This is a genomic window from Bacillus marasmi, from assembly GCF_902168435.1.
In the GTDB taxonomy this organism is placed as follows: Bacteria; Bacillota; Bacilli; order Bacillales; family Cytobacillaceae; genus Bacillus_BU; species Bacillus_BU marasmi.
In genome coordinates, this window is sequence record NZ_LR656181.1 from 58,193 (window position 1) to 73,008 (window position 14,816).

Below are 14,816 nucleotides of genomic sequence, written 5' to 3' on the forward strand. Positions count from 1 at the left end.
CATTCAATTTGCCGCCACCTTGGTTTTTATTTTTGCCCATAGAATATTTACCAACTATTCACTCAAACTAATCATGATAAAACTGCTGCTCCCTGCAATATTCAGTCATGATGTTATTAAAATAAGTCTCATAAGGAGGCACATTATGAAGGTATCGGACGTTATAGTAAATTGCTTGGAAAATGAAGGTGTAGAATACGTATTTGGAATCGTTGGCACAGAGACTCTAGACCTCGCTGATTCCTTATCAAAATCCCCCAAAATTGCCTTTATCAATGTAAGGCATGAACAAGGTGCAGCCTTTATGGCTGATGTATATGGAAGGCTGTCAAAGAAAGTGGCTGTCTGTTTATCCACCTTAGGACCTGGGGCTACAAACCTCCTAACGGGAATTGCCAGTGCCCAACTTGATCATTCACCTGTCGTGGCACTTATTGGACAAGCAGATGTGGCGCGAAATCATCCAGAATCTCACCAATATATCGACATTGTTAAATTATTTGACCCTGTTACCAAATGGTGTACACAGATAAAAGATTCACAGACTGTACCTGCCGTGATTCGAAACGGGTTCAGATTGGCCATGATGGAAAAACCAGGAGCAGTAGCCATTTCATTACCCGAGAATTTTTTATCACAAATGATTTCTAATAAGCCATTGAAAGTTCTGTCTATACCAGAAAGTGTTCCTGTTATGGAGGCAATAATTGCTGCAACAACCCTAATTCATAACTGTACAAAACCATTTATCCTAGTAGGAAATGGAGCCGTTAGACAAAACGCCATCGCAGAGCTTCAGTCCTTTATTAATACCCTTCAAGCCCCTGTCACCCACAGCTTTATGGCTAAAGGTGTAGTAGATAAAGAACATCCTAATAATTATTTTACATTTGGCTTTAATGAAAATGATGAAGTTTTAGCCGGAATTGACCAGGCTGATCTATTAATTTCTATAGGTTTTGACCTTGTTGAAAAACTGCCGAGCGATTGGAATAAAAAGAAAATCCCCGTTTTGCATATAGACGCATTACCAGCTGAAACAAATGAGTTTTATCCCGTTGAGCTAGAACTGATTGGGAACATAAAGACTACACTTCGATTGCTTAACGAGTCCAAATTACCAAGCAAATCCTGGGAACCCTTCGGAAATATGAAAGAAAAGATATTTTCTGCTTATCACATAAATCGGAACCAACCAACACCGACTGACCAACCCTTTACCATTGAAAATTTGCTTCACATGATCGAAAACGACACACCAGAAAATAGCATCATCATTTCAGATGTAGGCGCACATAAGGTTTCCATCGCCCGTACATATCAACCAAAAATGCCAAATCGATTAATTATTTCGAACGGCTTGGCTTCTATGGGGATAGCGATTCCTGGTTCTATCGGTGCCAAACTAGCTTGTCCAGATGACCCTGTCATATGTATTACTGGTGATGGTGGAGCATTAATGAATTTTTCTGAAATAGAGACCGCTAACAGGTTAGGCCTCACGTTCATCATCATTCTAATAAATGATTCAATGTTAAAGCTGGAAGTGCAGCAAATGGATAGGCTATTTGGAGAAAGCTACGGTGTAACTTTTGATAACCCCAATTTTCTAAAATTAGCCCAAGGATTCGGAATTAAGGGAATGCAGGCAAAGAGCTTTGCAGAATTCCAGACAGCTCTACAGGATTCCTTACAAACCCAAGATAAAATCGTCTTAATCGAGGTCATCTTCCAAAATCAGTAATTTTGAAAATCATTAAACCAAGATCATCTTTAACTTTTTAAAAATAATGATCGCAAGTTCCACCCATAACCAGCTATATAGGAATGCAAATAATAGGATGCCTCCTATGGTTAGCAATGAAAAAGAATCATTGACGACTGGACCTAAAATGGGAAATTGAAAAATATATAGAAGACTCACAATCCCTAACAACAATAGAATTGTGCCAGTAGTAATTATGCTTATTCTTTTTCTAAAAAACGAAAAAGCTAACCCTATACCAAGTCCTAACAGTCCAGTCGTAAAAGGAAACACAAATAATTCAGTTGGCTGTAGGATGAATAACACCATAATGGTTAGAAAATAGGACATTAGTCCAAATGGTATAGATAACATAGTACACAATAGAATAGGTGCAGTAGCAAGCGGACTGATAAAATATCCTATTCCTGGTAAAAATCCGCCAGCTGCCTGTAAAATTGCAGCTATACAGGCAAATATAGATACCAGCATAAGCTTCATCGTTCTTTTATGTTTATTAAAGATCATTCGGGTTGAATGAATTTCATCAGAAATTGGTTTTAAAAAATACACCTAACCACCTCCCTATTAATGTAATGTACTACGTTCCAATCCATTACATTCCCAATAATTAGAAGTGGAAAAAGTGAATTATTCAAAAATGAAACAAGCAAGGCCTTATCGGCCCTGCTTGTTATTTGACTATGACTTTACCAACCATTCCTGCTTGGAAATGGTACCGACATATCAATTCATATGTACCGGTCTGGTTTGGTGTAATCGTGATCGTTTTTTCTTTACCTGCCTGAACCTCAGCGTCAATTCCGAGCTTTTCCACGGTAAAGGTGTGCTCCTTCTTTCCTTTATTTTTCAATAACAATGTTGTGGTTTTCCCCATCGGAATTGTGATGACCTTCGGACTAAAGTAATCATCATTTAATTCGACTTCAATCGCTTTCACTGTCTCCGAAGGCTTATTTGCAACCGTAGATTCAGCAAATACGCTGAATGAGCCTAGCGTCGTTACAGCCACAATCATTGCAAGCAAAACAACTGATGCCCACTTTTTCACTGACATTTACAATCCCTCCTTCCTCCACCCTATTTTTTTCAAATTCCAATAAAATTATCAATATAAAATAAACACTGTCTTCAGGCAAATCAAATCCACGCCTCCTGCAAGGTAAAAGCATAATATATTGAAAAAAATGATATATGAAGGAGGTGTTAAGTTGGAGGAGAAAAAAATATCAACTCCCTCTCAGACTTATCTTCCTAAATGTTTCCAACCATTTATTGGTCCAAATCCGATTACTTCATTTAATCCGATTCAACGCTTTCCAAAAATAGATTCAACAGCATTTATCAGCCAGTTTTCCAGTGTCATCGGTGATGTTACGATTAGAAACAATGTTTATGTCGCGCCAAATGTAAGCATCCGTGCTGATGAAGGTACTCCTTTTTATATTGGAACTAATGCAAATATCCAAGATGGAGTAATTTTTCACGGATTATTAAATAAAAGAATTTCAGTTGGAACGAAAACATATTCAATATTTATAGGGAATGAAGTAACCCTTGCTCATGGGGCACTTGTACATGGTCCAAGTTATCTCGGAAATAAAGTGTTTGTAGGATTTAAGGCGATTGTTTATAACGCAATTGTTGCAGATGGTGGGTTTATATCCAATAATGCTGTAGTAACAAACGGGGTAAAGATTGCCTCGAATCGATTCGTTCCACCTGGAGCACATATAGATTCACAGGAAAAAGCTGATGCCCTTTCAAAAGTACCAAATGACAGTAAAGAATTTGCCAAAGAGGTTCAACGTGTAAATCAGGAATTTCCTGCCTCTTACCATCTGTTATTTGGAGCAAATCGCTGCTCTTGTGGATTTGCCTGTGACTAATTTTAGCGGAGAGCGGGGAACTCCCAATTGATTTTTCTAAAAGAGTGATATGTCCCGCTCACCCTTTCGTTTGAAATCCTTCATGTTTCAAACAAATATGAAGATTTTTTTCAAATGACTTTAAAGAGTATACACCTTGATTGAATATATTATTTTCATCATTATTTTTTACGCAATGAGTTTGAAAACATGTGTGTATATATCGATTTTTTCGTGCATATTCACATTTAAACGTTCATATCTGCGATTTTGTGAGCATATAAATTTTGAAGTGTTCGAAAGTTGTGCATATATTTGAAAAGTTGTATCATATATCTCAAAAGTCGTGCATATAATTTTTGAATTGTATCATATTCGCAATTTTGCGTGCATATCACCATTTTTCTGTGCAAATATTTCAATTTAAAAATACCTATTTTTAATAATACACACAAAAATAGCTCCAAATTCAATAAATCTATCAAATTCCTTTAGGTATTTCATCAAATTGCTTCCAAACTGGTTCAAAATCCAATTTTTTTAGTTATTTTTAAAAAAATAAGTTACCTGTCTTTCCAATACAACAAAAAATACAGCTAGACGGATTACGTGCAATAACATATGTATTTATCTCCTTTATCATTGAATTTTGAAAGTACTTTTCCGTGGTTTTTTAGATAAATTATCAGATTTCAACAATCAATTAAAATCAAACCTTTGATGTCGAAACGATTAATAATTCAAATTGATTCACCGTTTCTTAAACGCATTAATAATTAACGTTAATACTAATCCACACATCCCCCCAAATAGTCCACCCACAATTGCACCAATTTGTCCAACCGCCTCGTATCCACGTAATCCATTGAATACAAAGTCCTCAAAATAATTACCACCCAAATTCATTCCAAATAACAAACCAACAACACTACCAGCAACCGCACCGATTATCATTCCTATTATTTTAAGTCGCATCAAACATCCGCCTCCATTAAACATGTTATGAGTTGATTTAATGTTCTCTTTGTATATACTAATTTTACAAGAGTAAGGGTATTATTTTATGAAAAAAAGAAACATTTTTCTTGGTAATCCGTATTACATAAAAGAAAATACCTTTTAAGGAGGAAATGAAGGATGAGTCGATCAGGTTGTGTGAAATGTGGAAGTAAAAGTGCAGATACAAAAGATGTTGCCATGACAGGTACGGGTTTATCGAAAATATTGGATCTCCAGAATAACACCTTCACGGTCGTGTATTGCAAAAACTGTGGATATTCTGAGTTTTACCACAAGAAAACAAGTAAAGCTTCAAACCTGCTTGACCTATTTTTTGGTGGTTAATTTATAACATGTGTGTCCCTGTATTTATCCTCATACACATGCAAAGAACCCCAGTTTGCGATAAACTGGGGTTCTTTGCTATATACGGATTTTTAACTTGCTTGAATTTGCTACATCAATTGCAAGTTGGTAATGCAGGTGCCATCATCCTCAAAAGTAGAAATCTGTGAGTCTACCTTTTTTCCGTCATGTTCTATCTTTACTTGATATGTTTTGTTTCGAGGCAGCCAATAATCGATAAATCCATTTGGTTGGGATTTACGCGTCTCGTCTACCAACACATTACCATCAGTGTCTTCAATAACAATCTTAAACTCTTCTTCCACCATCTCACCTTGACAACCTGTCAAGCTATGGTTTGTTCAGGGGTGAGTTTGATTGATATAAGGTGCAAAAGAGACAAAAAAGTCCTCTCTAGACAAGTCATAGACGACATCTTTTCCGTCCGCTTCAACAATTAGTTGATTGGGGAATATAACTGCAGACTGGTCTGTAATGTTGCGCATGCTGAAATCATAAACTAATTCCTTGATGTTTATTGTTTCCTTTTCCACAGAGGAAGTTTCACTGCTAGAGCTGATCTCTGTATTATCCTCTTTGCTAGTACCGCTGCAGCCAACTAATGCAACAGCAACCAACAAAGTAGTAGTAAATAGTTTTAGCTTCACATTATCCCCTTCCTTTCACCCTACTATTATATCAGTATAACGAGGTGCCTGTCACCGCCCGAATTTTGTCGAAAATTCGAGCGGTGACAGGCACCAAGTTAGCAGTATTCAGCCTCCACTATCTATTTTCCACGGTTGACAAAACGTTTCGTGCCTTCGTTCTTTTCTTGAATCAACATGACACCAATAAGGCCTACCAATGAAAAAATGACTGGAATCATAAAACTATAGAAATATCCAGTCTCTGGACCAATAGAACTTGCGTGAGTTTGATCCAACACAACTCCAAAAATACTTGGAAGTAATACTGCACTTAAAAATCCACCTGTATTGGCAAATCCCGAGGCAATTCCTGCTTCATTTACCGGAAACGAATGCCTAACTGCAGCAAAGGTCAAGGCATTAGCCCCATAGGCGAGGCCAATCACCAAGAACAGTATAATCAACAGAAAAAACGGCGGTTTCGCCTTAAACATTAAAAATGTGACCCAACACAAGATTAGAATGAGATGAACAATAATATACGGCAGCTTTATCATTTTTAATCGACTAGAAATCACCCCAGATAATGGTGCGCCAATAAGCGCCCCAACAAGACCAATCAAAATAAGCTGACTAGCCCCAGAGCGAGTCATTCCATACAAATTCATCCCAAACGGCACCGCCCACGATCCGATAAATCCTATATAAGTTCCGACAATCCCAAAGTGACACAGGAACAAGGCCCACGCCTGACGACTCGAGAATATTCTCCGTAATAAACTCCATGTACTGTCACTCTTTGTTTCTTTTATTAAAAATAAAGATTGTTTAGGCTTTATTATCAGGACAACATAAAGTAAAACTCCACATAAACACAGCGCCAAACCAGTTGAAAAAAATGCTGTCCTCCAACCAAGTAAATCAATCAACAAAGAAAATGGAACGGTTGCCACGAGGAAACCAACACTTCCAGTCATCGCGGTAACGCCTATTAACCTTGTAAACTCCTCCTTCGTAAACCACTGGCTCAAAATCAACACCATGTTCACCCAAATTGTTGCATCGCCTATACCCGTTAAGATTCTCGCAAAAAACAATATCAAGCTATGCTCCCCAAAACTATAAATGATGGTGCCTATTCCTGTAAGGATTGACCCGAAAATGAGGAAAAAATTCGGACCAAACCGGTCTGCTAAAATCCCCATTGGAATTTGCAAACTCGTATAGACAAAAAATTGGACGCTAGCCAATAACCCAATTGTAGATGCAGTAACATTGAAGTCTTTCATGATTTGTTCTGTAATCAATCCCGGTGCTGTCCTTTGACTAGACATCACTACATAGGTAAACAACACAGAAATAAAGACAATCCATCTATACCGATTATTATGTTTAACCAATGTCATTCTCCTGTATGTTTGTTTGATTCATTGAAGTAATACCAGTCACTTTACTACCTACAATTATCCTATGTTACACCATTCTTTTTGCAAAAGAGTTACAGACGTGGCACACTAGGCTTTGATAGTTTACAACAGGTAACAAGTTCAGCATTTGGCGGTGCAAAAATAGCCGGAGAAATTCCGCTTATTTCTTAAAAATCTTCAAAAATAGCAAAATAACAGGAAAAAATCCGCTTATTGGACAAAAAAATATGAAAATGAAGGATTTTTCTTTAAATAACCGGAAAACTTCCGCTTATTTTCCCGCTATCGAGCAATTTATAAAAATAACAGGAATATTTCCGCTTATTCTCACTGATAATGAATTACATAAAATTCCTCCATCTTCACCAAAATCTCAAATAGTAAATACTATGCAAATCCTCCCCTTTTTAATTTCCTAAAAAAAAATACACCACCCTTTCACCCCTTATATAGAAAGGAGATTAGTAAAGGACAGTGCATTATTTGATATTGTTACGCTTTGATGAATATATAAAATCACAAATTGATTTACGAATTTCTTAAGTGAATTAATAACCTCGAAAACAGTATCTAGTATTCTAAATAATTTAGATCACTAAAGAAAGGTGAAAAGCAAGATACTATGCTCCTTCAACCATATCTCGTCTGTGATAACCGATATAACCAATTACCATCATTGCGATGCTAATGACTGTTATTGTGATAAAGATTGGTGCATCAAAATCTTCCAATGGCATTCGAGGAATCCAGCTTAAAATGGCTGTATTCGAAAACCATTCTGAAAAATCTACTATGCCGCCAAAGTAGTTAAGAAGAAACGAGTACGCAAGATACACATACACTACTTTCCCGAGCTTCGGTGCCCAGCCGAGGGCTAATGCTGCAAGACTAACAAAGAACAATACAGATGGTAAGAAGTTGAAACCAGCTGCAAGAAAATCCATCATCTCCATAGTTGTTTGGTCACCCATGGCTGAAATGGCGGTTCCACCCAGACCTCCGGCGGCTAATACAATGCCCACTAGCCCCAACATAATCGCTAAACCAATACTGGTCCAATATAACTGTTTACGGGATACTTTTGTAGCGTAAAGCTGACTTAAGTGTAAACGACTTTCTTCAGCATACAGTCTATTTACAATTGCAATTGGTAAAATCGAAACCAAACCGACCATGACCATCATGATTGTCCCTGTGAATGATTCTTCAATAGTCACACCTGAATGAGAAAACATTTGCTTCATCATCTCATTACTGCCAAGGAACGTCTTCATGTCTCCATAAATTGATCCATAAGCCGCCCCCATAATCACAAAGGTAATCAACCAACTAATCATCACACCTTTGTTTATTTTGAAAAATAATCCATGGACAGATAACAATGATTTCTTTGCACTTTCTCGACCTTCTTTTTCAGGAAGATAACCTGCCCCCATATCCCGAGACCCTTCAAGTTTAAAAGAAATAAGTGTCATAGCAGCACTAAAAATCAAGGCGAACAGAAGTGGGAGCCAATTATTTTCTGTAAAAGGATTTGTTAAATAGGTCCACCCTAAAGGATTCATCATGGATAGATCAACATTGGAAACGTCTGTCCCCGCACGAATAATATAAAGCAGCCCAATTATTCCAAGAGAAGACCCTGTTGCCCCAGAAGAAACAGGCATAATTTGCGCCATAACCAGAGCAATTGCGGCACCGAGAATACCAGCCATTCCAATTGTTGCCCCGAATAAAATAGAACCTTCAACCGAAATCGTATCTGCACCAAAGCTTATCATGACTCCACTAATAAAAAGAGCTAAGATGATGTTGATGAAAATACTTTCCAACATGACAGCAAGTGAATTTGCTTGGCGGCCAATTTGAAAGGAACGCACAAGTTCAGTCAATCCAAGATCCTCTTCTTTACGAGTATGACTAACCACGTGTAAAGCAGTGACGACCATCGCAAACACACCACAGAAAAGTAGCATTTCGTGAGCATACATCGCCCCTAATGTATACTCGTTAGCATTATCAATTGGTGTGGGACCTACCATAGCGATCATAGCAGGATTTTTCAAGGTTTCGAACATCCCCAATAGTCCCTGTCCTTTTGCTATTTCTTCAAAAGCTGGAACATATGCAGCCGAAAACAATCCAAGCCCTAATACCCAAAAAATTATTTTCTTCCAATCTCTTCTAAAATAAAGCAGAAACAGAATATTCCAACGTGCAAATTTTTCCTTCATCGTATCTCATCCTCCTTTCTGAGCTAGCCTTCATAATGACGCATGAATAAATCTTCAAGAGTCGGAGGCACGGATTCGAATTTCTTGACCCCTAATTTACTTGCTTTTACTAAAATATCATTTAAGTATTGATTATCAACGGAGAATGTTGCTTGATTATCTTTTTGTTTGAAATCAAATACTCCATTGATATTAGCCATTTCCGCCACATTGCCTTCAGTTGCTATAGTTACTGTTGATCGAGTTAAGTGTCGTAATTCATCAAGTGTACCAGTTTCGACAATCTCACCTTGGCGAATTATAACGACCTTGTCTGCTAACCGTTCCACTTCACTTAAAATGTGAGAAGACAGTAAAATCGATTTACCTGCTTTTTTGATTTTTTCTACTTCTTCTTGAAATATTGCTTCCATCAACGGATCAAGACCAGAGGTAGGTTCATCAAAAATATATAAATCCGAATCAACAGATAATGCTGCGATCAAACCGACCTTTTGGCGATTTCCTTTCGAATACCCTTTAGCTTTCTTCTTAGGATCCAATTCAAAACGTTTAATTAAATAATCTCGTTTTTGCTTATCTCCTCCCCCATGCAATTTGAGGAACAGATCAATGATTTCACCACCAGTCAATGACCCCCAAAGAGTTACATCTCCTGGAACATATGAAATTCGTTTATGAATTTCAAGGCTGTCTTTCCAAACGTCCTTACCGAATATTTTCGCACTACCGGCATCCCGCTGTATAATTCCCAGCAAAACACGGATTGTTGTAGATTTACCAGCTCCGTTTGGGCCAATAAAACCAACAACTTCTCCAGCATTTACTGTGAAGTTAACATTACGTAAAGCCTGTAACTTACCAAATTTCTTTTGTAAACCTTGGATATTCACAATTTCTGTCATAGCACAGACGCTCCTCTTTTTGATTTTTAATATCTTTATTTACGTGATTTTCCAAATAATTAAATTTTATTGATTGTTAACTTTGGTTATTTATGCAAATAATTCGACTCTTTCGATAAGGATTAACTGCCAGGAAACTCATATTATTTCTTCATTTGTAAAAGCTATATTTTAGTATTTCAGAATATCTCTCCCATTCTTTGAGATACTGATCTCCAAACTCACCAATATTTTCAAAGGAGTTTATTTGATGGATGGCTTTCTCCCCAAATCCAAACATTGTCCAATTGAGGATTTCAATAGCCTTTTCAATATCGATTCCTTCACGAAACTTGGTGTAATCTATATTTTTATATATGATGTCTTTGCCCCCAGCATAGATTGAATCAACCTTGTCTTTAATAATATCTTTTACTTCAATCGATTCCTCTTGGACGGTAGAAGCCAGGAAATCAAATACGAGAGGGTATCTTTTATGAATATGGAGTTTTTGTATTCCTATATTCTCAAGTCTTTTGAATAGATCCGTTTCATTTAGATCAATGTGTTCATAAAGACTCCCGATAATTTGACTACCGTATTCGATTAAAAAAATATAAAGACCTTTCTTGCTTTGAAAATAAGCAAATAACGAACCTTTAGAAATATTAGCCTCCTTTACAATTTCGTTTGTGGATGCTTTATCGAATCCGCTTTTAACAAATTCCTTTATTGCAGAATTAATAATGAGCTCTTGCTTTACTTCTTTTAATTTGTAAAAAGCTGTATAAATGGTCGTAACCTCCTTTTTGATAAATGACCACATTGGTCATTTTTTATTTTAGCATTTATGACCACAATGGTCAATATGATGCATGTCCATATATTAAAAGGGTTACACTTTTTATGATTAGAAAATAAAGATGTTATCTAGAATCAAGCTTATCGGTTCATATTTGTGGGGGATTAGGTTCAACATCCTGTGGTCTAAAAAAATAGCTGGAGAAATTCCGCTTATTTGTTGAAAATCTTCAAAAATGGCAAAAATAACAGGAGAAATTCCGCTTATTAGATCAAAAATCGTAAAAATATAGGGTTTTTCTTTCATTAAACGGAAAACTTCCGCTTATTTTCAATGAGTCTAACCATTTTTTGAATTTAAACGGAAAATCTCCGCTTATTTTCTTCAGCAAGTTCCTCAAGTTCTGGCCCATAGGCCCTCCATTAACATAAACAAAATTGCCCATCCTATAGATCTCTTTTAAGTTCGTAAATTTCACTAAAATATAGCTCTTCGAATTTCTCAGTAAGAATTCCGTAGTAATACGCAATTGGGTTCTTTATTTTCCTAGATAATTTCATCGTGCGAATCAGTTGTTTAAAGGCATCGATGGCTGAATATAATACCTGCTCAGTCTCATTCTCACGATTTCCACGGTAAGCAGCAATTTGCGTCATATGCCAATATTCTTCAATCAATTTCGCTTGATCAAAAAAGCACTTCACAAGGTATACAAATGGCTTTGGAACCCGATTACTTACAAAGGTAGATTCTAATTCAACATGTTCTTCTTTACGTTTTTTTATCTCTTAATTTTTTGTTTCTAAAAGATTATTAGTTTCTTTAGGGTGGTTCAATATTCCTGTTTGGGTGGTTCAGCATGAGGACAACGATTAAAGATGTATAGATTGCTGGTTTGAGAGCCATTCTTTCTGGTTGTTTCGTGAACAGTTAATAGACCAAGTTCGATTGCCTTTTTTATCATCCGCTTAAAAGTTGAACGCGAAATGCCATGTCCATTTGCGTCATCATGAATCGTTTTTACCATAGTTCCTATTTTTGCATTACACACTCCAGGTACCTTTGCCGAAAATCGAACCAAACACTTTAACCCTACATATTCCGATTTTGAACAGCACTTCTTCACTTCCATCATCCACATTTCGATGTGCTTGTTAAACTCCGCCAAACTCTCAAATTGTGAATACTGTGCAAAGTCTTCAATATTGACCATTTTAATATTCATAAAAATGCACCCCCCTTTCACCCCTTATATAGAAACGAGGATAGTAAAAGGACAGTGCATTTTAGATCTTTTATGGCATATTTGTGAATAGAGAAAAAAAGAACCCTATCTCGAGGATTCCATTTCTATTTATAGCTGCTTACATATGTTTTAGAGTGTTAAAGATAGTCCCGAAACCTTTAAGATGCATAGAACACAGATTTTCAGTAAAATATTAGTAAAATTAGGAAATGTAGGGGTGAGACTACCGTATGCAATATGATGCTAAAAACGCTGAGGAATATTTAGAATTGCTTGAAGATGATTGGAGAAAAGAAAAACTGCTAGCGATTCGTCAAATGATATTTGCATATGCACCCGAGTTTGATGAAGTGATTCGCTATAAGATGTTGAATTACGGTAAAGATGATCATTATGTCTTCGCGTTAAACGCACAAAAACACTATGTCAGCCTCTATGTAGGTACAATTGATAAAATTGAAAATGCTGAAACCCTACTAACTGGCTATAATTACGGAAAAGGCTGCATTCGTGTCAAAAAATCAATAAAAATTGAAGAGACGGGATTGGAGCAATTTATCTATACAACCGTGGATATGTGGCGTCGAGGCGAGGATACGGATTGTTGATGCTTGCTTTCTGTTTGATAGAGTTTGTAGAAGACCAGATAAGTACTCTGGTTTATGACATCTCGAAGACCTTCGAAAAAAATAAGCGGAGGAATTCCGCTTATTTTTTGAAAATCTTAAAAAACAGCCAAAATAACAGGAGAAATTCCGCTTATTGATCCGAAAATCGTGAAATTAGATGAATTTTCTTAAATTAACCGGAAAATTTCCGCTTATTTTACCCGAAACGAACAATATTTTAAATTTAACCGGAAAAACTCCGCTTATTTTTCAAGTCTATTAAAGTGATTTCTTTAATTCCTCAATTTCATTAATGTTCAGTTTAGTAACTTTAGCAATAACCTCATCCGATAATCCCTCTTTTAGCAACTCGAGAGTAATTAGTTTTTTTTCTTTCAGTTTTCCTTCTTGAATTCCCTCTTCCTTCCCCTTTCGATGATAGCCCTGGAGATTGCTTAATTGGTCACGAAGTTCTTTCAACCTTGCTTCGTATTCGACACGGTTTTTCTTGTCCGCACTTAAGTTTTCCCATTCTATCAACGCTTCACGAACTTCCTCAATATTCAACGCCCATTCCTCCAGTTCTGCCAATATTTCATCATCAAGCATTTTCCGTTTGGCATCTGCAGCTGATAGCATCATCAGCCACGGCAATTCGTTTTCGTTTTGTTCTTTCAATTTCCGGCGGTATTTTTTCCATTGTACCATGAAACTGCTCAAGTCAATCAAATGGAATTCGAGTTTGTCAGACCAAAGAAATCCTTCTTCATCTTCTCTAATATGGAATTTTGTGTGAAAGCGATCGGTTTCTGATGGAAAAAGTGGATAGTTGACGATGGTGATGAAAATGGTGGGAGGAAGAAGTTTATATGCCTCACCTGAGCTTAACGAAGAGGAAAACATTCGCGACCAATAATACAGCGTTCGTTCCGGCATATCCTGCTGGTCTCTAATTTGAATTTCGACATTGACTCGTTCTCCTAAAGCCGTAAACACGGTAACATCAAAGCGGACTGTTTTACCGTCAGTGCGATCCTTTACATTCTCCGTATTTTCAAAAGTCAAATCAGTTATTCGCTCTTGTCCTTTTCTGCCCAAGATGTCATTGAGAAAAGCGATAGTAATGTGTTTTCGGCTTGGTTGTCCAAAAGCTGTTTAAACATGAAATCCATTTTCAAATCAAGGTATTCTTTTGTCATGAGAGGATCTTCCTTTCGGGGATTATGGAGAGAGAACATGGGGATAAAAATTCGGATGATTGTATTTTCTCCCTTATCGCATATTTCGCTATTCATTACGACATTTCCTTTTTGTTCAGAAAATCGTAACAATCCTTCAAAATGAAATTGATATGCTCGATCGAATCAATTAGAAAAAAATAAGCGGAGGAATTCCGCTTATTTTTTGAAAATCTTATAAAATAGCCAAAATAACAGGAGATTTTCCGCCTATTGATCCGAAAATTATGAAAATGGATGATTTTTCTTTAATTAACCGGAAAATCTCCGCTTATTTTACCCGAAACGAACAATGTTTTGAATTTAACCGGAAAATCTCCGGCTATTTTACCCAAATCCCGTGCACGCGAAATTCCCCACAAAAATTAATGAATTCATATTGACTCTCACGTTACGGGATACTTTATAGTAACTAGTGAAGGGAGCGAAAAACGATGAAAGTGAAAGAAGTTGCTGATTTAGTGGGAATTAGTGTGCGCACACTACACCATTACGATGAAATTGGATTATTAATCCCGGAGGAAACCACTGAAGCTGGTTATCGAGTATATTCTGACGAGAATCTCGAAACCTTGCAGCAAATCCTATTTTTTAAAGAACTCGGCTTCCCTTTGAAAAAAATTAAAGAAATCATCGATAGTCCGTCATTTGACCGGCAGGAAGCACTGATTATGCAACATAATATGCTTCTAGAAAAAAAGCGGCGGCTTGATAAAATGATTGGGACTATTGAAAAAACAATTCAACATT

The 14,816-nt window shown here is 36.7% G+C and carries 15 protein-coding genes and 1 pseudogene; 5 read left to right on the forward strand and 11 right to left on the reverse strand.

The window, feature by feature from the left end; genetic code table 11:
- Positions 1-145 precede the first annotated feature (145 nt).
- Complete coding sequence (locus FXW34_RS19740) at positions 146-1,744, forward strand: acetolactate synthase large subunit (RefSeq protein ID WP_147535772.1); 1,599 nt, start codon at positions 146-148, stop codon at positions 1,742-1,744.
- Between the two features lie 12 nt (positions 1,745-1,756).
- On the opposite strand, the gene FXW34_RS19745 is transcribed toward FXW34_RS19740, so the two are convergent.
- Together FXW34_RS19745 and FXW34_RS19750 are read right to left on the reverse strand one after the other, a co-directional pair.
- Positions 1,757-2,317, reverse strand: a complete 561-nt coding sequence (locus FXW34_RS19745; RefSeq protein ID WP_147535773.1) for a hypothetical protein — start codon at positions 2,315-2,317, stop codon at positions 1,757-1,759.
- Between the two features lie 121 nt (positions 2,318-2,438).
- Positions 2,439-2,822, reverse strand: a complete 384-nt coding sequence (locus FXW34_RS19750) for a cupredoxin domain-containing protein (RefSeq protein ID WP_147535774.1) — start codon at positions 2,820-2,822, stop codon at positions 2,439-2,441.
- Between the two features lie 154 nt (positions 2,823-2,976).
- Here FXW34_RS19750 and FXW34_RS19755 point away from each other — a divergent pair, with 154 nt between their 5' ends.
- Positions 2,977-3,654: an LbetaH domain-containing protein gene (locus tag FXW34_RS19755; protein ID WP_246141216.1), complete on the forward strand. Its 678-nt coding sequence runs from the start codon at positions 2,977-2,979 to the stop codon at positions 3,652-3,654.
- A 729-nt stretch (positions 3,655-4,383) separates the two neighbouring features.
- On the opposite strand, the gene FXW34_RS19760 is transcribed toward FXW34_RS19755, so the two are convergent.
- Positions 4,384-4,611, reverse strand: coding sequence for a YtxH domain-containing protein (locus tag FXW34_RS19760; RefSeq protein ID WP_147535775.1), 228 nt, complete (start codon positions 4,609-4,611; stop codon positions 4,384-4,386).
- Between the two features lie 159 nt (positions 4,612-4,770).
- On the opposite strand from FXW34_RS19760, the gene FXW34_RS19765 reads away from it, so the two are divergent.
- On the forward strand, positions 4,771-4,977 hold the full coding sequence (locus tag FXW34_RS19765; RefSeq protein ID WP_147535776.1) for a zinc ribbon domain-containing protein: 207 nt from the start codon (positions 4,771-4,773) through the stop codon (positions 4,975-4,977).
- Positions 4,978-5,087: 110 nt separating this feature from the next.
- Here FXW34_RS19765 and FXW34_RS23745 read toward each other — a convergent pair whose 3' ends face one another.
- From FXW34_RS23745 to FXW34_RS23485, 7 genes are all read right to left on the reverse strand, one after another.
- A complete protein-coding gene (locus FXW34_RS23745) occupies positions 5,088-5,645 on the reverse strand; it encodes a CueP family metal-binding protein (RefSeq protein ID WP_187119041.1) in 558 nt (185 codons plus the stop codon).
- 122 nt (positions 5,646-5,767) lie between these two features.
- Positions 5,768-7,027, reverse strand: coding sequence for an MFS transporter (locus FXW34_RS19780; protein WP_147535779.1), 1,260 nt, complete (start codon positions 7,025-7,027; stop codon positions 5,768-5,770).
- 647 nt (positions 7,028-7,674) lie between these two features.
- Positions 7,675-9,288, reverse strand: a complete 1,614-nt coding sequence (locus tag FXW34_RS19785; RefSeq protein WP_147535780.1) for an ABC transporter permease — start codon at positions 9,286-9,288, stop codon at positions 7,675-7,677.
- A gap of 23 nt (positions 9,289-9,311) precedes the next feature.
- Positions 9,312-10,193, reverse strand: coding sequence for an ABC transporter ATP-binding protein (locus FXW34_RS19790; RefSeq protein WP_147535781.1), 882 nt, complete (start codon positions 10,191-10,193; stop codon positions 9,312-9,314).
- A gap of 151 nt (positions 10,194-10,344) precedes the next feature.
- Entirely contained in the window at positions 10,345-10,998 is a 654-nt protein-coding gene (locus FXW34_RS19795) for a TetR/AcrR family transcriptional regulator (protein ID WP_147535782.1), read from the reverse strand.
- Positions 10,999-11,420: 422 nt separating this feature from the next.
- Positions 11,421-11,678, reverse strand: a complete 258-nt coding sequence (locus FXW34_RS23480) for a hypothetical protein (RefSeq protein ID WP_246141218.1) — start codon at positions 11,676-11,678, stop codon at positions 11,421-11,423.
- 128 nt (positions 11,679-11,806) lie between these two features.
- Positions 11,807-12,199, reverse strand: coding sequence for a hypothetical protein (locus FXW34_RS23485; protein ID WP_246141219.1), 393 nt, complete (start codon positions 12,197-12,199; stop codon positions 11,807-11,809).
- 251 nt (positions 12,200-12,450) lie between these two features.
- Here FXW34_RS23485 and FXW34_RS19805 point away from each other — a divergent pair, with 251 nt between their 5' ends.
- A complete protein-coding gene (locus FXW34_RS19805; RefSeq protein ID WP_147535783.1) occupies positions 12,451-12,828 on the forward strand; it encodes an iron chaperone in 378 nt (125 codons plus the stop codon).
- 279 nt (positions 12,829-13,107) lie between these two features.
- Here the strand turns inward: FXW34_RS19805 and FXW34_RS19810 are convergent.
- Positions 13,108-14,027, reverse strand: a pseudogene (locus tag FXW34_RS19810) (Rpn family recombination-promoting nuclease/putative transposase).
- Positions 14,028-14,500: 473 nt separating this feature from the next.
- Here FXW34_RS19810 and FXW34_RS19815 point away from each other — a divergent pair.
- The coding region (locus FXW34_RS19815; protein ID WP_147535784.1) for a MerR family transcriptional regulator at positions 14,501-14,816 on the forward strand (316 nt) is incomplete at its 3' end.